We start from the raw sequence: 17,553 nt of genomic DNA on the forward strand, positions 1-17,553 counted from the left end.
CAAATCCCTCACCCAATCCCTAATGCAAGCCCGAGGCGCCATATCAGTACCCCGACCAGCGAAGCCACGGTTATCATGTACACAGTCGCCAGGGCCGCCCACTTCCAGTTGCTCTCGGCCCTTATGGCACCGATCGTGGCTATGCACGGTATGTACAGGGTGGTCACCACGGCTAGGACGTAGGCCTGGAGCGGACTCATCACACCCATCATGGCCTGCCTCAGCGCTTCCTCACCGCCGCTGACCCCGTAGATTACCGAGTAGGTGGATATCACGTTCTCCTTGGCGATTATGCCGAACATCAGGCTTACGGCCGCCTTCCAGTCCAGACCCATCAGGCGCATGTAGGGGGCAAAGAGATGGCCCAGCATCTCGGCGTAGCTCTTCCCGCTTCCAATGGGCTCAGGATAGTTGCTAAGGTACCATATGGCTATCGCACCTACGAGTATAACCGTTCCGGCCTTTTTCACGAACTCCTTGCTCCGCTCCCATGAGTGAAGGATCACCGTCTTCCAGCCGGGTATGAGGTATTCGGGAAGCTCTATAACGAAGGGCACCTCCTCGCCTTCCCTCACCAGGAAGCGACTGACGAACCAGGCGGAGAGGATCGCCACCAGTATCGCAATCGCGTAAACGCTCACCGCAACGAGGGCCTGGTTGGAGCTGAAGAAGGTTCCTGCCAGGAAGCTTATGACGCTTAAACGGGCGGAACACGGGATGAAGGGGTTAACGAACATTGTGACCAGCCTGTCCCTCTCGTTGTCCAAGGTTCTCGTGGCCATTACCGCCGGAACGTTGCAGCCGAAGCCCAGGATGAGCGATATAACGCCCTTCCCGGGGAGTCCGAACTTCCTCATTATCCTCTCCATGAGCACCGCTACCCTGGCCATGTAGCCAACGTCCTCCAGGATGGCCAGCATGAGGAAGAGTAGGAAAACCAGCGGGAAGAAGCTGAGAACCGAACCGACTCCGCCTATTATCCCGTCGACCACAAGACCCCTGAGCGTGGGGTTGGCTATGTGAGGCCCGAGCCACTCACCAAAGGAGGCGAACAGATCCCCAAGCCAGCCCTGCAGGGGAAGGCCCAAGGCAAAAACGATCTTGAACATGCCGTAGAAGACCAGGATCAAGGCCAGAAAACCATAGACGGGATGGAGGAGAATGCGGTCGAGCTGGTCGCTCAGGCTCTCACCTTCTTTCCCGACGTACCGGATGAAGCTGTGCATGAGACCGTCTATGAACTCGTACTTCTGACTGGCGAGGATAAGATCCATGGGGCGCTTGTACTTGGCCTCTATCTCGCCCAGATGGCCTAGAAGCTCATCGAGCTTCTCCTTTCCGAGGGTCTTGAGGATGAGCTTGATTACGCTGTCGTCCCTCTGGAGGAGCTTTATGGCCAGCCAGCGGAGGTTGTATCTCTGAGCCAGTTCGGTGCCCTCAAGGGCCCGGCTTATGTGGCTTATCTCCCGCTCTATGTCGGGCTCGTATACAGGAACCACCGGGCTTGCCTTTAGCATTCCATGGGCCATCTCGTATATCTTCTCCTTGAGTTCATCGATGCCTATGCCCTCCTTGGCGTTCAGCGGAACAACAGGCACCCCAAGGGCTTTTTCCATCTCCCTAACGTTTATTTGAATCCCCCTCTTCTCAGCCAGGTCTATCTTGTTCAGGGCCACGATAACGTTCGTGAGGCCCATCTCAAGGATCTCCATTGTCAGAAAGAGGTTTCGCATTATGGCCGTGGCGTCGATCACATTGACGACGACGTCGGCGCTCCCGTTGAGGAGGAAATCCCTGGCTATAAGCTCGTCTATCGAGTTCGCGGTGAGGGAGTAAGTCCCGGGAAGATCAACGACGAGGAATCTCTCCCCCTTATGTTCAAAGACCCCCTCCTTCTTCTCAACTGTAACTCCCGGCCAGTTTCCGACGTGCTGCCTCATTCCAGTTAGCGCGTTGAATATCGTGGTCTTCCCAACGTTGGGGTTTCCGGCCAGGGCAACGACCTTCATTGCCATACTCTACCACCCTAGAACTTCTTTACGAGGATCTTCGAGGCCATCCCCCTACCGACCGCGAACCTCACGCCCCCCACAGAGACGATGACCGGGCCGATGGCGTAGGACTCGAGAACCTGTACTGTGGCTCCGGGGGTTATCCCCATGGAGACGAGCCTTCCCCGCACCCCTGGGCCGCCTGAGATGTTGACCACAACCCCCCTCTCGCCGGGTCTGAGTGAACTTAAGGGTACGATCATGAGCACCACCGTTAGGTTTTCCTAATTCCATCTCAGGGTCGCTCAGGAGTCTTAAAAAGCTTTGGTGAGCCTAACAAAACTCAGAGGTTCGAAATCTGAAATCCAGTGGTTCTAAGGCATTCCACCGGGTGATCCGGCATTCCAAAGTCCCCCAAACTTTGGAAAGATATTTAAAGATTCGAAGCGAATACAGCAATCTGAACGCTGGAGGTGTGTTGTTTATGGAAAATCTACCACCTGAAGAACCCAAAAGGACATCCCTCGGGATGGACGAAAACTTAGAGGGACTGCTGGCGTACCTTCTCGGCCCTATAACCGGGATAATCCTCCTGTTGCTTGAGAAGGAAAGCGAGTTCGTTCGGTTCCATGCTATGCAGTCGACGATAGTGTTTATCGGGCTCTGGATTCTTCAGATCGTAGCAGGAATTATATTCGGGCCGCTCTGGACACTCATCGGTCTGCTGGAGTTCGTCGTATGGATCGTGGGAATGGTCAAGGCCTATCAGGGCGAGCGCTACAGGTTCCCCATCGCGGGGGACCTCGCAGAGCAATGGCTCGGAAAGGTCTGAGGCGCAGGTTTTTAAGCGCCCCATTTTATTTTTCCCCATGCCGACCCTCAACGATGCCATCGAGGGGATAAGGAACTTCTCGGAGAAAGCCGGGCTCCACGACAGGAGAATACTCGTCATGTTCTCTGGCGGAAAGGACAGCTCGCTCGCCCTGTACCTTTTGAAGGAAGCCGGCCTCGACGTTTCTGCCCTCACATTCTTCCACCGCTGGAGCTGGAGGGAAACGCTGAACTGGGCGATGAAGTTCACAAAAAAGCTCAACGTGGAGCACTTCCTCGTCGACGTCACCGACGGCCTCCTCAGGGAAGCGACCGGGAGGAAGGGGCCGGTCTGCATCAACTGCAAGAAGGTGATGCTCTGGAACGCGAAGTGGTTCGCCCTCAACAACGGCTTCGACGTCTTAGCCAAGGGTGACAACGCCAACGACAAGATAATCGGGGCTTTGCTAGACCAGTGCGAGGGGGACATACGGCTCTGCGGGCTCCCTAAGATCGGTGTGCCCTTCTTCAGGCCCCTCATAAAGTACACCGCCGAGGAGGTTGAAAGGCTTGCAGAAGAAGCTAGAATAAGGCCCTACCGCATGTACGAGCACGCGAGGAGGAGGCAGTGGCGCGAGGGCTGTCCGCTCCAGTACATTGACAAGGAAGAAACCGTAACTCCAGAGCTTATGGATTTGGCTTACAGGGTAAACTACGAGGTGAGCAGAATAGCGAGGAGGAGGAAGGTGCGCGTGAGCGTCCGCGTCCCGAGCTTCGAGGTGATGTGCTGGGACTGCGACGAGGAAACGCTCGATGAAATCAGGAAGGTAGTAGAAAAGTTCAGGTGATTGGGATGAGGGAACTCCCACCGGGAAAGCTCAGGAACGAGGGTTTAAGGGAGGTTGTCTTTCCAAACCTCGGCATTGAGGATGCCAAGGTAGTGTATGGGCCGAGGGAAGGATATGATTCGGCTGTTCTGGAATACGACGAGGAGCACTACCTTGTTGTCGCCACTGATCCCACACTTGGCGTTCCGGCTGAGACCTTCGGCTTCTTTACCTACCACTTCGCTTCAAGCGATGTGGCAGTTTTCGGAGCGAGGCCGAGGTGGCTCGTCGTTGATCTTCTCTTCCCCCCAGGCACGAGTCAGAACTTTTTGGGAACCGTGATGGGCGACATCCACGAGGAGTGCCTCAAGTACGGGGGCTCAATAATAGGTGGCCACACCGGGGTTTACCCGAGCGTTTCAGAGCCCACAGCAACCACCACCGCGATTGGCGTTGTTAGAAAGGATGAACTCAAGCTTCCGCTGGCGAAACCGGGTGATAAAATCATCGTCACGGCAAAGGTTGGCCTCGAGTTCGCCGTTTCAGCGGCCTACTTTAGGGGAGAAGAGCTCTCAAAAGTGCTCTCAAAGAAAGAACTCATGCGTCTCAAGCGCTCCTTCTACTTCGAGACGGTAGTTCCAGATGCTTTAGCAGCAAAACCCTTTGTCAGGGGCATGCACGATGCAACCGAAGGTGGTTTAACCGCTCTGCACGAGATAGCGGACAACTCCGGGGTCGGATTCAGGGTTTACGCTGAGAAGCTCCACCTAGACCCCCTCGTGAGGAAGGTTCTGAACTTCTACGATCTCGAGCCGTGGAGCGTCTCTTCAACGGGGACTCTTATTGCAATAACTCCCTCCGAGAACGCGGGCAACCTGATTACAGAACTAATTAAAAATGGAATTCTGGCCTTCGAGCTCGGGGAGTTCACGGGGGAGAAAGAGAGGGTTCTTGTGGAAAATGGGGAAGAAAGACCATTTCCGGAGTTCAAAGAAGATCCGTACGTGGGGCTTTACGGGGACTGACTGAGAATGTCTTCCAAGTCCCAGATAGGGTATCCTTTTGCCCTCAGGTCTTCTTTTTCCTCGACCTTCCTTGCGATAAGTCCGAGTTTAAAGGTTCCATTGGACCTCACTAGCTTTGACTTTCCTTCAAGGGAATGCAAAACCCGCTCGGTGTCCTTCTTGTTCAAATCTTTCCACTTAACCTCTATCAAATGGGCAGTTCTCTCGTCTATCAATAAAATCAATAGGCTTTTTTAGGACTGAGAACTCCCCGCAAGTTCCTCCGGGAGTGTTACCACTGCTCATTTCTCTCTGTAAGTCGTTTCGTCCCTTCTGAAGAAGCCGACGAGGAGAACCGTTCGCTCCTCTTTTAACACCCAGTAAACAACGCGGTATTTGCCCAGCCTAACGCGTATCTCGATTCTATCCCTGCCAACAACCTTCCTGAGGTCGAACTTGTGAACTGGATAGGGGGTCTCCTGAAGAACAGTGGCGAGTTCGTCGAGCTTCAAAATGAGCTTCTCCTTTTCCTTTCTCGAAAGTCCTCTCAGAACCTTCTCAACTGACTTCCAGAACGAGGACGAGTACTTCACCGCCCATGTCAAATAAGCCCACGCTCCTTGGCTAGACGCTGAAACTCTCCGGGCTTGTAGTCCCGAACTTCACCAATCTCTGTTACTTCCGGCAACTCCTCATCATCCTTCGGGAGAAGACGTTCTATCATCTGTTCGAGGGTTTCTAAGCGTTTCTCAACCATTGAAAGTCTCTTCTCCAAGCTCTCAACCGTCGTGCTCATGGTTTTTAGTTCTCCCCATTGTTTTTAATCGTTTCGAAGATAAGGGGGTAAAACGTTCACTTCACCCTGAACCTCAGCAGAGCCGCAAGACCTCCCAGCGCCTTCAGCTTCTCGCCGCCCTCGTGCTCAGAGCTGACAACCACCACTTCACCGCGGGAGTAGCGGACGGCGTCCATCAGCTCCTCAATCTTCCCCCTGTGCTCCCCTTTGAGGAGTTCATCGAGAACCAAGAGCGTCTCAACAGCGCCGTAGTTGACGGCCTCCTCAACTTCTTTAAGGCCGTACGCCGCTAAACCGTTGTTCCTCGCTATGTTCTCGAGAACCTTCTCGACGAGCTGGATTTCCTTCGCAACCCTGTTCTCGTGGTAGACCCGCTCAACGGTTCCGCGCTTTATGACCTCGTAGATGCCAGTCCTTCCCGTAACGCTGGTGTCTTCTATGACCACCTTCTTTGCGAGCTCAGGATAGTTCTCCTGCAGGAACTTGTGGAAATCCTCCTTGACGAAGCCAGGGCCGGCAACGATGGCCTTCTCAACCTTCTCGCGCTTCATTACCTCCTCCATGGTTTTGGCTACGTCGTGGAAGAACCTCTTCTCCTCGCTTTCCCTGTCGGTGTTGTAGCGCTTCCCGCCGAGGTTGTGGCGTATGCTGTTGAGAATCTCCAGCCCGTACTCCCTCACGAGCGCCATATCCGCCTCGCCGTCGTCGATGACGACTATCATTACCCTCGCCCTCTTGGAGGCTTCAACGGCTTCCTTCAGACGCTCAATATGGTGCTCCTTCCAGCGGGGCTTCTGGATGGTGACAACCGTTCCCTCCTCTATCGCTATCGTGTGGTACTTGCCGAGGGGGACGTCGTCCCTGCTCGCGTAGACTATCGGACCGGTAACGCGGACCTGGTTGGCGAACTTGTGGAAGTTTATTTTCTCAGCCCTAACGCCGAGGAAGACGGGGATAACCTCGACCTTTTCAGCTCGGAGCGAGTCGCTCCTCTGGCTCTGCTTGCGGAGCGTTTTGGTGTAGACGGTGTCGCCGGGGTCGATTATGTGATAGAGATGCCATAGATCGTCGAGTGTCTCGGCCTTGACCTTCACCTTGCCCTCCTTGGGCTTCTCCTCGATTATCTGCACTCTCTCACCTCCCTAGAAGGGTCGACCCTTTGGGTTTAAAAAGTTGTCAAGAACGGGAGCGGGAGTCAGATGAGCTCCCTCTCCGTCTTGGTGAGCCTTCTGGCGCCGTTCCCAGTGATGACGATGGTGTCCTCTATGCGAACTCCACCGAACTTGGGGATGTAGATTCCAGGCTCGACCGTTATCACCATGCCAGGCTTTAGAACCGTCTCGTCCTGCTGGCTCACGCGCGGCCACTCATGTATCTGCAGGCCGACACCGTGCCCGGTGGAGTGAATGAAGTGGTCGCCGTAGCCGTACTCGGCTATGACGTCCCTGACGATGGTGTCGAGCTCCTTGGCGGTTATGCCGGGCCTTGCCGCCTCGACTCCCTTCTTCTGGGCCTCTAGGACTATCTCGTATATCTCCCTCTGCTTCTCGTTGGGAGAGCCGACGACTATGGTTCTCGTCATGTCCGAGTGGTAGTGCCTGTAGAGTGCGCCCTCATCGATAACGACCAGATCGCCCTTCTCTATCCTCTTGTCGCTCGCTATACCGTGTGGCAAAGCTGAACGCCAGCCGCTCGCGATTATCGTGTCGAAGGCGGGCTTCTCAGCGCCGTTCATCTTCATGACGTACTCCATCTTGGCCGCGATTTCCCTCTCGCGCTTGCCCTCGCTTATCTCCTCCAGAGCAGCCATCATGGCCATGTCCGCTATTTTACAAGCTGCTTCGATGACCTCCAGCTCCTCCTTGGTCTTGATTATGCGGAGCTCCCTGATGACCTCGTCGACGGGGGTGAAGTCCTCAACGTTAGCCTTCTCCTCCAGGGTCTGTATCGTGGAGAAGCTCGTCCGCCCCTCGATGCCGAGCTTCCTGAGATTGAAGGAGGAGAGCCTCTCGTAGAGCTCCTTCCCGGTTTTGAACTTCTCGACCGGGACCTTCGAGGTCTCCTTAGCTTCCTCGTACTCGAGCTCGGGGACGATGAACACTTCCTCGTCCGGCGTAACGACGAGGTAGCCGCCGAGAACGGGTGAGCTTCCGGTAAAGTAGAAGAGGTTCTCCTTCCCGGTGATCAACACCCCGTCGAGTTCCTTCTCTGCTATGAACTCCCTGAGTTTTTCGATCCTCATCTTAATCACCAAACGAGTGTTTGACTGGGGGGATAAAACCCTTTCGTCGGAAAAGTTTTATACCGGCGGGCCTATTTATGACGGTTGAAATCATGTACCGGCGGATAGACGAGTTCATAGGGACCGGGGTCTCAATTAAGAAGGAGGAAGCCCAGAGGAAGAGGAAGAAGCGCCTAAAGGAGACCAGTCTGGACGCTTTTCTTCCGGCGGAGCACGTTGATTACTTCAAACAGCTCCGCATAGGTTCAAAGAAGATAAGAAACGCCAAAATCGAGGAGCTATAGCTCCTCCGCTATTATCGCCCTGTCCTTGAACTGGAAGACGAAGGCCCTTCTCTCTCCCCGCAGGTTCGCCTCTACGCGCTTCCTGAACCGCCAGTACTCGGAGTCGGGCACGCTCACCCTGAGTGTGGCCCTTCCAAAGCCCTCCTTCCGGAGGAAGTCGTTTATCCTGAGGGGGTGGAAGGGTACGGTTCCAACGACGGAATAGGCCCTCTTGAAGTACTCGCTCCTTATCTCTTCGTCCCCGGTAGCTAGAACCCTCCGCTTCTCCCTGAGGAGCATCCTGATCTCGCCGTTTACCGCGTGGAAGAGCTCGTTTATCAAGTCAGCGTAGTCTATGCTCTGGGGGATCTCGTAGAGGTACTCCCCGGGCCTTTCAGCCCACTCAACGATGTTCTCAAGGTCCGGGTTGCTCTCAAGCCTCGCACCCTTCGGGAGCGTTACGGCGCTCCTCTCGGCCTTCGCAAGGGGCTCGAAGTAGAAGGTCAGCCTGTTTATCGCCCCGAAGAGGTCTATATACTCGAACTCTCCTTTCCACGGGACCTTCCCCCTCCTTATCTGGGGTGGGAGGTCGAAGATGAAGGAGTCAACCTTTTGGCTGTAAGCCTCGTGGACTTTGAGGGGGCTGGGGATGAGGTCTTCGAGGTTCCGCTCGGGGGCCTCCGGCGGTCTCGCCGGGTCTGAGAAGACCACCTCGGCATCTACCCTCCCAACGGTCTCTGGAGACAGGGAGTCCGCGTTTATGAACTCGATGTTCTCGACCCCGTACTTCTCGGCGTTTCTCCTTGCGAACTCCACTTTAACCGGGTCTATATCGATCCCGTAGGCCCTCTCAACCTTCATGGCGTAGAAGATGAGCTGTATCCCTATCCCGCAGGAGACGTCGGCGATGCTCTTGACTCCAAACTCCTCCAGCCTCTCGGCCCTATACTCTGCCACGACCTCGTGGGTCGCGTAGCGAAGTCCCTCCAGATCCATCCACAGGTCGCTGCGTGAGAACTTGTCCTTTGCCCGTATTCTGGCCCTGGCGATCTCTACTATCTCCCTCCAGAGAGGGCCAAGCTTCGAGCGGAGCTTTCTCTCGTCCAGGCCCCTCTTCACCAGCTCCACCGCCAGCTCGACCTGCTCCTCGGCAACCTCGTTTACCCAGCTCATCGGGGCTAGTTCTCTGAGGCCTTTAAAAACCTGAGGGCATGGAGAAACTTAAAAAGATGGAGCCCCAATATCGGCGGGTGGTATAATGGTAACAATGAGGCAGGTAAAATTAGTCCTGTTCATTCTCTTCGCCATCGGCATGATGGGGGCTTCGCTCTGGTACGCCTTCGACACCGCCGCCCGGAGCGATCTCAAGGACTACGTCGGAGATGAGGTCTGGTACGTCCCGGCGGCGAGGAACGCCCTCCACAGGCTCGGTTTTGAGGCCCACTACGTTCACAACGGCTACGAGGGCGTTAACGTGATCTTCACGAGCGATAAGGACAAGCTCAAGTACAGGCACTTCGTTGACGAGGCCCTGGTGGTCTACAGGGGCAACATGTCCGCCACCGTCAGCTACAAAGAGTTCCCGGGGATGTACGTCGAGATCCCCGCGAAAAAGCTCGACGGGTTCTTGGGTTACCTCAGGGACAACATCCCGGGGAGTGCCTACTACGTCGTTACCGGCTACCGCTATCCCGACAAGGACAACATCCAGAATTACCTGAACACAGAGCACCCCTACCTCGGAAAGGACTTCATAATGCTCTCCATGCTCCTCCTAGGTGACGAACCCTTTTACTGGCGCGTGCCGGGATTGATCCTCTACGGCCTCCTCCAGCTCCTCGTCCTCCTGACGGCGTACAGGATAACGAAGAGCTATCTGGCCTCGCTTATAGCGCTGTTTTTCGTTGCCGTTGACCCCACGTTGCAGGCGACTGCCGTTACCGCGATGCTCGACATCTACGTCGCCGCCTTCGTCATGCTCTTCGTCTTCCTCCTGACCTACGGCTGGAGGAACTTGGCCGGCCTTGGGATAGGTTTGGGGGCGGCCACAAAGCTAAGCGGTGCCTTCGGCTATCCTGTGTTCTTCTTCAGACTGCTAGCGGACATCAAGGGGAGGGCTGACTGGAAGAGGGGCGTGAGGATGGTAGTTATACTGGCCCTACTAGGGGGAACGGTGGTGGCCTACGCAGAGTACAGGGCAGGCTACTGGGGTGCGAGCTACTTCCAGGTCCTCTCCGTCATAACAGTTTTAGCGATAGCCGAGTTCCTCTACTCCTGCAGGGGCTCAGAAAAGGACCTGCTCTGGTTCGTAAACGCCGGCCTCGTGCTCCCGCTCGTCGGCTTCATCGTCCCCGAGATTCCGATAATAAAGGTTCAGGGCTTCGATCCCTGGCTCAGGGACTTCCTCGGGAGCTTCAAGTGGCACCTAAGCTACAAGGGGGAGAACCCCTGGACGGCCCCGTTCTGGGAGTGGTTCTACAACGGCAACGCCTTCCACTTCCACTTCAACCCCGACGTCGTTGCCAGCACCAACCCCACACTGCTCCTCTTCATGGTGGTCGCCATATTCGCCATCCCCTACGTCTGGAGGAAGAGGGATCTTGTCCTCGTGCCCTTCGGCGTGTTCTGGAGCACGGTCCTCCTCTTCGCCCTTCAGTACGCGATGGGCGGCAAGACCCAGTTCAGCTTCTACGCGACTGCCCTGGTCCCGGAGGCCGCAGTTGCCATGGGCGTCGTCCTCTACGACGTCGTCAAGTGGGACGCCTTCACCGAGTCCCTCATGGACTACCTCTACTGGCTCGGCGAGCTTATGAGGATCGGCAGGATTGTCGATTACGTGGAGGCAAAGAGGGCCGAGAAGGAGGAAGAAAAAGAGGCCGTCCAGTCCGTGATTCCCTCCATCCCGCTACCCCCAACGGTCTACGTCGAGTACCACGGCCTACCGAGGAAGAGGGCCATCGAAAAGACCCAAAGGAAGAGGGAGCCAAAGCCGGGGGGACTCCCGAAGAAGCACGTCGAGGACGTTGAGGAGGAAGAGTCAGGAGAAGAGGAAAATCTCTGATCATCTCCTTTTCAGGAACGAATCGAGGCTGGTCTGGCCTTTTCTCCCTTTTCCAAGCTTCTCCTGGATCTTCTTTAGGGTCTTCCACGTCCTCCGGACGATGGGGGGAAAGTCACCGTGCTCGCGGTAGTAGGACTCAAGAAAGGCCCTCGTCCTGGGGTCGCTGGGGTAGCCGCTCCCTATCTCGCCGTACTCCTCCTTGAGCCGCTCTATCGCCCTGTCTCTGGTGACCTTGGCGAGTATGGAGGCGGCTGAGACGGGAAGGAACTTGTCGTCAGCCTTGTGCTCCGCAACGATCTCCGCCCCGAAGTTCAGCCTCTTCCCTATCTCCTCCCCAAAGCGCTCCTCCTTGACGTCTGCCGCATCGATGTAGACAACGTCGGGCTTGATCCTAAGGGAGTTGAGGGCCTTCACGAAGTTCTCAACCTCAAACTCGTTCAAGGTAACCTCCCTCGAGTCTATCTGCTCGGGCCAGAGCTCGATTACAACGTAGTCGTCGAGGAGTTCAGTTATCTCCCCAAAGAGCTTCTCGCGCCTCTTGGGGGTGAGCCTCTTCGAGTCCCTAACGCCAAGCTCTTCGAGCTTCTGGAGATTGTCTTCGTCAACGACAACCGCCGCTATGACCATCGGACCTATAACGGGCCCCCTACCCGCTTCGTCTATTCCAGCAAGCTTCCTTCCCATGCTATCACTTCCTCAGCAGCAGTGCGCCGTAAACGGCCCCGAGGATTATAGTGGCTATGCCGCTGGGGGGTATGGCAGTAAAGTAGGCTATGACAACGGAGGAGAGCTGGACGACGAGGGTCACCAGGAGGCTCGCCAGGACTATCTTCCTCAGGTCTTCGCTCAGCATTATCCCTATTGCCCCCGGGAGGACCGCTATCACCTGAAGGGTCACGAGCCCAACGCTCTGGACTATCAGAGACCCCACGAGGCCAACGAGGACGTATAGAAGGACGAGGTAGAACCTGGCCCTCGCCCCGTAGCTCTCCGCTCCCTCAATGTCGAAGCTTATGTAGAGGAAGTCCCTGTAGAAGAGGAGGATGACGAGGAGTATCAGAAAACCAGCACCGGTGAGGACCAGCAGGTTCTCCTTGGTGACGAGGAACAGCTCTCCGGTTAGGTACGAGACCACGTTCTCGGTGAGAGGAAAGTAGGGCCTGCCGGCCATCACCTTGTAGAGGATCCCGAAGCCGAGAACCGTCAGGCCCGCGACGAAGCTCGCCACTATGCCGACGGCGGAGTCAGAGGAGAAGCCGAAGCGCTCGAGCTCGGCTATCGTTAGGACGACGACGAGCGTTATCAAAGTGGCGACCAGCATGACCAGGGAGAGGTTGTTGAGGATGAGGCCGAGGATCATCCCGAGAACCGCTCCGAAGAGGAGGGCATGAAACAGCGCGTGGGTCAGAAAAGCGAGCCCCTTCATGTTTATCAGGGGGCTGAGGAGGCCCAGGAGGACGCTTATGGTGACGCTCGCCAGGATCGCCCTCAGCATGAACTCGGGGATCACAGCCTCTCCCCCCTTCTCACGTGTATGTGGAAGTCGCCGGTTATGCAGTAGAGCCTGTCTTCAACTTTCACAGCCCTCGCCATCGGGCCGTAAACGCTCTTTATTATCTCATCCCTCAGAGCCTCGTCGGGCTTTCCAAAGGCTATCATCCTCCTGTTGATGAGCATTATCCTGTCCCCTATCTCGAGCAGGGGGTTGATGTCGTGGGTGGTTATTATCATCGATATGCCCCGCTCCTTCTTTATCCTGCTCAGGACCGAGGTCACTTCGGCCCTCGCCGAGGGATCCAGGGCGGAGAGCGGTTCGTCCAGAAGGAGCAGCTTGGGGTCGCTTATCAAGGCCCTAGCCAGGAGAACCCTCTGCTTTTGTCCACCGCTGAGGTTCCGGAATATCTTGTCCGAAACGCCTTCCAACCCAACGAACCTCAAAACCTCCAGGGCGCGCCTCTTCACTTCCTCCGGGATCTTCCTGTGGATCAGCCCGCGCTTGTATACGGCACCCATCGCCACTACTTCCAGGGCAGTCAGTGGGACTTTCTCGTTCAGATAATGGCTCTGGGGGACGTAGGAAACCAGATCCCTTGCTTCGAGGGGTTTTCTACCAAAAACCAGGAGTTCTCCGCTGTATTCCCTGTGAAAGCCCGCTATGGTCCTGAGGAGGGTCGTCTTACCGGCCCCGTTGGGCCCGAGGAGGAGAAGGGTCTCCGATGAATCGAGCTCAAAGGTAACGTCGCTGAGGGCAACGTGGCCATCATAGTATATCGTGAGCTCCCTCGCCCGAACCGCTGGTTCCATAGTCTCACCGCAGTGTTTTAGGCTCGCCTACTTTATAAACCTAAGCAAGAGAAAAGGGGATCAGAGCTCGGCCTCCCCCAGAAACTCCAGGAGGTCGAGGAGCCTCCTGTCCTTTACTTTCCTGAGAACCTCCGTTAGCTTTTCCTCCTCGACCTTGCCGTCCTTGAAGAGCGCCAAGTACTTGACGCCCTCAAAGAACTCCCTGAGGTCGGGGAAAGCCCTCGCAAACATATCGGCGTTGTTGTAGACGGTGTCGAAGCCGTCCTCAAGGAAGAGCTGCCACAGGACGTCCACGAGCGCATCGAAGGCAACGTCGTAGTACTCCGTCCCCCTGGCCCAGAGCATGGCGTAGAGGCACTCCTGGAGTGCAGCCTCGTAGTCATCGTCGTCTTCGAACATCTCCTCGAAGCTGAGGTGGATCTCGGCTAGAAGCTTCCCCTCACCGAGCTCCATCGCCCTCGGAAGAACCTCCGCGAGCATGGCCTTTGCCTCGTAGGTCTCGCCCATCTCAAACTTAACGTATGCCTTGTAGACCCTGATGTGAAGCAGTTCACCCTCGCGGTCGAGCTCCTTATAGTACTCCTCGGCCTTTTCGAGGAGTTCGTAGGCCTTCTCATAGTCCTGGAGCTCCTCCTCTATCAAAGCCATGTTGTAGTAGATCTCGGCAACGTGATCGAGGTTCCTCTTGGCGAGCTCCTCCTCAAGAAGGCCCTGATACAGGGCCAGGCTCTTCTCAAGCTCGCCTATGAGGAAGTAGAGGTCAGCGAGGTGGAACTTCGCCTCGAAGCTTCCCTCCTTCTCGGCCAGATCCTCGAACTCGCTTATCTTATCGACCTCAAGGAACTCGTGGTAGTAGTAGGCAACGAGCTTGTAGAGCTCGTAGTCCTTCTTCTCCAGCGCAAGCTCTTCCGCCTTCTTCAGGATATCCTCAAGTTCCTCGTCGCTTAGCTCATCAACCTTGTAGTAGAGCAGACCTGCCAGCTTTTTGGTGTCCTTCTTCTCTAAAGCCTTCAGAAGCTCCTCCATTTTCTTCACCACCCTAAGTACGCCGCCGGGGTTTTAATCCTTTTCTCCCAAAAAACAAAAAGAAAGGGCCGTCAGTGTCTCTTCAGCAGCACCGCCAGTGCCAGAATTGCCAGAATCCCCGGTCCGCATATGCCACCCTTTCCACCGCCCTCGCTTGAGCTGGTTTTTGACCCTGTGGACGAGGACTTTGTTGCTGACGTCGTGGTCGTGCCCGTCTCACTCTGGCTTGTGGTCGCTGAGGTCGGTGCAGCCTCAGCCACGGCTATCGTGATCCTCGTCACGTCCTCGCCTCCTTTGTCATCCCTGACGGTGAGAGTCACCGTGTAGTTTCCAGCCTTTGAGAAGGCGTGCGTTGGCTCCGCCTCGCTTGAAGTGGCGCCGTCCCCGAAGTCCCAGCTCCAGCTCACGATGCTCCCGTCTTTGTCGGTGGACTTGTCGGCGAAGCTCACTTCCTCACCGGCCTTGGGCTCCTTCGGAAGGAAGGTAAAATCGGCCGTTGGAAGGTAATTCTTTGGCTGGACGGTTATCTCCCTGTAATAGCTGTCCTTCAGCCCGTTGTTGTCCTCCACCGTGAGCATCACGGTGTAAACTCCGGGCGATGAATAGGTGTGCTTCGGGTTCCTCTCGTTCGAGAAGCTCCCGTCGCCGAAGTTCCAGCTCCAGCCCGCCACGCTCCCGTCGGGGTCGGAAGAGCTGTCTATAAAGCTGACCTCGTCTCCAGCGGTTATCTTCGCCGGCGAGTAGCTGAAGAGAGCGTTCGGCTTCTCGTTGGACTGGACGTTGACCGTTGCTGTGCACGTTGAGTTGGCGTTCCAAGAATCGTAGACGGTCATGCTGATGTGATAGGTTCCCTCCGAGGTGTAGGTGTGGCTCGTGGTGCTTCCGTTGCCCTCGCCCCTCACGCCGTCCCCGAAGTCGATCTCCCACCACATCGAGCCATTCTCCGGATCGCTGAGGTCAAAACTGAAGTCGACGTCGAGCGGCAGCTTCCCCGAGCCCGGGTTCGCCGCTATGGAGCACTCCGGCGGCTTGTTCAGGGCCCGGAGGACGTTGTAGTTTATCTGGAATATGCCGAAGTTGATGAAAATCGGGCTCTGCTCCCTGTTGACGTAGTACTGTCCCTTGCTCGGGACGTAGAAGTCGAGAACGAGGTGCCCGTCCTCGCTGTCGGTGTAGATGACGCCGGTCACGTTGTACCACTTGTCCCCCTCGTCTATCCTGCCCTCGTAGGCCACCTTGACCGAGGTCTCGTTCGAGAACTTCATCTCGTGGGTCATGATCTGGGTGTGTCCGTAGTCCCCCTGGAACTCCGCGGTGTAGCTGGAGGCCCCTATTCCACCCTCGTTCTTAAGGCCGAGGGATATTCCAATGCTCAGAGTGTTTTTGCTCTTCTTCCAGTGGAGTTCCTTTGTGTAGAGCTCGTAGGAGCTACCTATCTGGCCCGCTTCCATTGTGAACGTTCCGAGGACGTTGTTCACGTCGTAGTTCTTGAGCTCGGTTGGCCTCGTGGGATAGGTGTTTATGTCCCCTATCTCGTGGAGCTTGGAGTCGTAGCTGGAGAAGTGGACGTTGGGCTTGCTCTTCGGGACGGTTACGAGGATGTACTGCTGCTCGCCGTTTATCACAGCCAGCTCCGGCGGGCTTATTATCGGGAACTCGTAGACGTCGTAGTCCGTGCTTACCGTCAGGGCCCCGTCCGCCATGTCGGCGATCATCTTGTAGGTTATGGCAGTGACGTACTCGCTCCCCTTCTCCCTCTCGAACTTCGCCCCGAGGCGGGCCTTGAGGGAAACTTCAGTCTTGAGCCCCAGACTGCCTACCTTCGCCCCCGCACTGTACTTGAAGCCGAGGCTGACCTTCACGTCATCGACGGCCTTCACGCTCGCAATGTGAGTGGTGGTCTGCTTGTTCATGTATTCCGCGTAGAACGTTCCGGTCTCGTTTATGGCGTCAAAATCAACCGGCGGGGCGTTTATGACCGCTATCACGTTGTTGACGATGTTCATCGTGCCCTTCCTCGGCGGGCCTACCACTATCGAATCGCCGTTCACGTCCCCTATGGCGAGACCAGCGCCGTAGGTGAACTCGGTTTCGAGGCCGTCCGGCCCGTTCAGCAGGTTGCCCGCGTAGTCGTAGACCTTGACGTGGCCGTTTTGAGAGGCCCACACTATCTCATCGACGCCGTCCGTGTTGACGTCTCCAACCGCTATCCTGTCGCCCTTCTCGTAGGTTATCGTGAAGTAGTTCGCCTCCTTCCCGCTGAACCCCCCGCCCTTCCTCTCGAGCTTGAATATGTGTATTCCCCGCTTTGAGAGGTCCCTCGTCGCCACAACTATCTCGTCGAGACCGTCGAGGTCAACGTCTCCAGTCGCCAGCTCGTCCCTTAGCATCGTGCGGAAGGACTCCACCTCAACGACGCCGAGGGAGTTGCCGCTCATGTCGTAGAGACTGATGAGGTTCTCGCTGTAGTCCAGGTGGGCTATCTCATCGACGCCGTCGCCGTCGAAGTCGCCCGCGGCCATGCCGTCCCCTATCTCAAAGTCGTTCACCTTAAACTGCGATACGAGGTTGAAGTTCTCGTCGAAGACGTGTATCCAGTTGTTCCTGTCCGCGTGGATTATCTCGTCCTTCCCGTCGCCGTTTAAATCCCCGCACGCCAGGTCGTCTCCAGCCTCAAAGTTGACGTCGTGCTTCCCGAGCTCGTTCCCGTACATGTCGTAGATGTAGATCTTGTCCGTGCTCCTGTCGCCCTGGATTATCTCGGCTTTGCCGTCGCCGTTGACGTCGCACGCTATAAGCTCGTCCCACTTCTCGTAGCCCGTGTGGAACCTGAAGATGTAGTGCGCATCGCTTCCGTTCTCGTACTCCCAGATGTAGTCGGCCCTGTCGCCGATGATTATCTCCCCGTTTTCGATGACCATGCCTCCAGAACCGTGGAGAAGGTCGGCCTCCCCTGCAGAGGCCCCCGGAACGAAAAGAAGGGCCACCAGAAACAGAAACAATAGCAACAGGATCTTTCTCCCCATACGACAACCCCCTTTCGTACCGAGCCTACGGGTTGCAGAATAGAAAGGTCGGCAAACCTACGTAAACTCAATACTTGTTACACACCAAGATATAAAACATTTTTGCCGATTGTTGTTTACTTTGTGCCTGTATAACACGAGGGAATTTCGGAAAAAGAGGGGGATGAGAGGGGAGGCTTTTTAAGTTCCGGTGAGAGATGGGT

At 56.1% G+C, this 17,553-nt stretch carries 18 protein-coding genes; 5 read left to right on the plus strand and 13 right to left on the minus strand.

From position 1 onward, the window contains the following. Positions 1–8 precede the first annotated feature (8 nt). Together feoB and ACZ5AM_RS08805 are read right to left on the minus strand one after the other, a co-directional pair. Positions 9–2,015, minus strand: a complete 2,007-nt coding sequence (gene feoB, locus ACZ5AM_RS08800; protein ID WP_464914605.1) for a ferrous iron transport protein B — start codon at positions 2,013–2,015, stop codon at positions 9–11. 11 nt (positions 2,016–2,026) lie between these two features. Beyond that, positions 2,027–2,254 (minus strand): FeoA family protein, encoded by a 228-nt coding sequence (locus ACZ5AM_RS08805; protein WP_464916101.1) that lies wholly within the window; start codon positions 2,252–2,254, stop codon positions 2,027–2,029. A gap of 221 nt (positions 2,255–2,475) precedes the next feature. Here ACZ5AM_RS08805 and ACZ5AM_RS08810 point away from each other — a divergent pair, with 221 nt between their 5' ends. Genes ACZ5AM_RS08810 through ACZ5AM_RS08820 form a run of 3 tightly spaced genes read left to right on the plus strand, consistent with a single transcriptional unit; the run spans position 2,476 to position 4,653 of the window. Beyond that, positions 2,476–2,823, plus strand: a complete 348-nt coding sequence (locus ACZ5AM_RS08810) for a DUF4870 domain-containing protein (protein ID WP_464914606.1) — start codon at positions 2,476–2,478, stop codon at positions 2,821–2,823. Between the two features lie 37 nt (positions 2,824–2,860). Next, on the plus strand, positions 2,861–3,649 hold the full coding sequence (locus ACZ5AM_RS08815) for a 7-cyano-7-deazaguanine synthase (protein WP_464914607.1): 789 nt from the start codon (positions 2,861–2,863) through the stop codon (positions 3,647–3,649). A gap of 5 nt (positions 3,650–3,654) precedes the next feature. After that, positions 3,655–4,653, plus strand: coding sequence for an AIR synthase family protein (locus ACZ5AM_RS08820; protein WP_464914608.1), 999 nt, complete (start codon positions 3,655–3,657; stop codon positions 4,651–4,653). On the opposite strand, the gene ACZ5AM_RS08825 is transcribed toward ACZ5AM_RS08820, so the two are convergent. The 5 genes from ACZ5AM_RS08825 to pepQ all read right to left on the minus strand — a co-directional run bounded on the left by ACZ5AM_RS08825 (position 4,641) and on the right by pepQ (position 7,676). Further along, on the minus strand, positions 4,641–4,868 hold the full coding sequence (locus ACZ5AM_RS08825) for a hypothetical protein (RefSeq protein WP_464914609.1): 228 nt from the start codon (positions 4,866–4,868) through the stop codon (positions 4,641–4,643). The two genes, ACZ5AM_RS08820 and ACZ5AM_RS08825, sit on opposite strands and share 13 nt — an antisense overlap. A 66-nt stretch (positions 4,869–4,934) precedes the next feature. Beyond that, entirely contained in the window at positions 4,935–5,225 is a 291-nt protein-coding gene (locus tag ACZ5AM_RS08830; protein WP_464914610.1) for a type II toxin-antitoxin system RelE family toxin, read from the minus strand. Positions 5,226–5,233: 8 nt separating this feature from the next. Beyond that, complete coding sequence (locus ACZ5AM_RS08835) at positions 5,234–5,428, minus strand: hypothetical protein (RefSeq protein WP_464914611.1); 195 nt, start codon at positions 5,426–5,428, stop codon at positions 5,234–5,236. 56 nt (positions 5,429–5,484) lie between these two features. Further along, on the minus strand, positions 5,485–6,558 hold the full coding sequence (locus ACZ5AM_RS08840; RefSeq protein ID WP_464914612.1) for an mRNA surveillance protein pelota: 1,074 nt from the start codon (positions 6,556–6,558) through the stop codon (positions 5,485–5,487). Between the two features lie 65 nt (positions 6,559–6,623). Then, positions 6,624–7,676 carry a Xaa-Pro dipeptidase PepQ gene (gene pepQ / locus ACZ5AM_RS08845; RefSeq protein WP_464916102.1) on the minus strand — a complete coding sequence of 351 codons (1,053 nt, stop codon included), beginning with the start codon at positions 7,674–7,676 and terminating at the stop codon, positions 6,624–6,626. Positions 7,677–7,762: 86 nt separating this feature from the next. Here pepQ and ACZ5AM_RS08850 point away from each other — a divergent pair, with 86 nt between their 5' ends. Then, complete coding sequence (locus ACZ5AM_RS08850; protein WP_464916103.1) at positions 7,763–7,954, plus strand: PCNA-inhibitor; 192 nt, start codon at positions 7,763–7,765, stop codon at positions 7,952–7,954. Here the strand turns inward: ACZ5AM_RS08850 and ACZ5AM_RS08855 are convergent. Further along, positions 7,949–9,106 (minus strand): methyltransferase domain-containing protein, encoded by a 1,158-nt coding sequence (locus ACZ5AM_RS08855; RefSeq protein ID WP_464914613.1) that lies wholly within the window; start codon positions 9,104–9,106, stop codon positions 7,949–7,951. The two genes, ACZ5AM_RS08850 and ACZ5AM_RS08855, sit on opposite strands and share 6 nt — an antisense overlap. Positions 9,107–9,191: 85 nt before the next feature. Here ACZ5AM_RS08855 and ACZ5AM_RS08860 point away from each other — a divergent pair, with 85 nt between their 5' ends. Continuing rightward, positions 9,192–10,994: a dolichyl-phosphate-mannose--protein mannosyltransferase gene (locus ACZ5AM_RS08860; protein ID WP_464914614.1), complete on the plus strand. Its 1,803-nt coding sequence runs from the start codon at positions 9,192–9,194 to the stop codon at positions 10,992–10,994. Here the strand turns inward: ACZ5AM_RS08860 and rnhB are convergent, their stop codons facing one another. From rnhB to ACZ5AM_RS08885, 5 genes are all read right to left on the minus strand, one after another. Beyond that, positions 10,995–11,678, minus strand: coding sequence for a ribonuclease HII (rnhB, locus tag ACZ5AM_RS08865; protein WP_464914615.1), 684 nt, complete (start codon positions 11,676–11,678; stop codon positions 10,995–10,997). Positions 11,679–11,682: 4 nt separating this feature from the next. Further along, positions 11,683–12,504 (minus strand): metal ABC transporter permease, encoded by an 822-nt coding sequence (locus ACZ5AM_RS08870; RefSeq protein ID WP_464914616.1) that lies wholly within the window; start codon positions 12,502–12,504, stop codon positions 11,683–11,685. Beyond that, positions 12,501–13,298: a metal ABC transporter ATP-binding protein gene (locus ACZ5AM_RS08875; protein WP_464914617.1), complete on the minus strand. Its 798-nt coding sequence runs from the start codon at positions 13,296–13,298 to the stop codon at positions 12,501–12,503. Before ACZ5AM_RS08875 ends, ACZ5AM_RS08870 begins: the two co-directional genes overlap by 4 nt. Before the next feature lie 60 nt (positions 13,299–13,358). Continuing rightward, the gene (locus tag ACZ5AM_RS08880; protein WP_464916104.1) at positions 13,359–14,324 is read right to left on the minus strand and encodes a hypothetical protein; all 966 of its coding nucleotides are present in this window, start codon (positions 14,322–14,324) and stop codon (positions 13,359–13,361) included. Positions 14,325–14,395: 71 nt separating this feature from the next. Continuing rightward, positions 14,396–17,350, minus strand: a complete 2,955-nt coding sequence (locus ACZ5AM_RS08885; RefSeq protein WP_464914618.1) for a PKD domain-containing protein — start codon at positions 17,348–17,350, stop codon at positions 14,396–14,398. Positions 17,351–17,553: the final 203 nt, after the last annotated feature.

The sequence above is a fragment of the Thermococcus fumicolans genome (assembly GCF_055386755.1).

Excerpts from the sequence above, each read along its gene's own strand:
- feoB (WP_464914605.1), bottom strand. The coding sequence starts at position 2,015 with ATGGCAATGAAGGTCGTTGCCCTGGCCGGAAACCCCAACGTTGGGAAG.
- ACZ5AM_RS08805 (WP_464916101.1), bottom strand. The coding sequence starts at position 2,254 with ATGATCGTACCCTTAAGTTCACTCAGACCCGGCGAGAGGGGGGTTGTG.
- ACZ5AM_RS08810 (WP_464914606.1), top strand. The coding sequence starts at position 2,476 with ATGGAAAATCTACCACCTGAAGAACCCAAAAGGACATCCCTCGGGATG.
- ACZ5AM_RS08815 (WP_464914607.1), top strand. The coding sequence starts at position 2,861 with ATGCCGACCCTCAACGATGCCATCGAGGGGATAAGGAACTTCTCGGAG.
- ACZ5AM_RS08820 (WP_464914608.1), top strand. The coding sequence starts at position 3,655 with ATGAGGGAACTCCCACCGGGAAAGCTCAGGAACGAGGGTTTAAGGGAG.
- ACZ5AM_RS08835 (WP_464914611.1), bottom strand. The coding sequence starts at position 5,428 with ATGAGCACGACGGTTGAGAGCTTGGAGAAGAGACTTTCAATGGTTGAG.
- ACZ5AM_RS08850 (WP_464916103.1), top strand. The coding sequence starts at position 7,763 with ATGTACCGGCGGATAGACGAGTTCATAGGGACCGGGGTCTCAATTAAG.
- ACZ5AM_RS08855 (WP_464914613.1), bottom strand. The coding sequence starts at position 9,106 with ATGAGCTGGGTAAACGAGGTTGCCGAGGAGCAGGTCGAGCTGGCGGTG.
- ACZ5AM_RS08860 (WP_464914614.1), top strand. The coding sequence starts at position 9,192 with ATGGTAACAATGAGGCAGGTAAAATTAGTCCTGTTCATTCTCTTCGCC.
- rnhB (WP_464914615.1), bottom strand. The coding sequence starts at position 11,678 with ATGGGAAGGAAGCTTGCTGGAATAGACGAAGCGGGTAGGGGGCCCGTT.
- ACZ5AM_RS08875 (WP_464914617.1), bottom strand. The coding sequence starts at position 13,298 with ATGGAACCAGCGGTTCGGGCGAGGGAGCTCACGATATACTATGATGGC.
- ACZ5AM_RS08880 (WP_464916104.1), bottom strand. The coding sequence starts at position 14,324 with ATGGAGGAGCTTCTGAAGGCTTTAGAGAAGAAGGACACCAAAAAGCTG.
- ACZ5AM_RS08885 (WP_464914618.1), bottom strand. The coding sequence starts at position 17,350 with ATGGGGAGAAAGATCCTGTTGCTATTGTTTCTGTTTCTGGTGGCCCTT.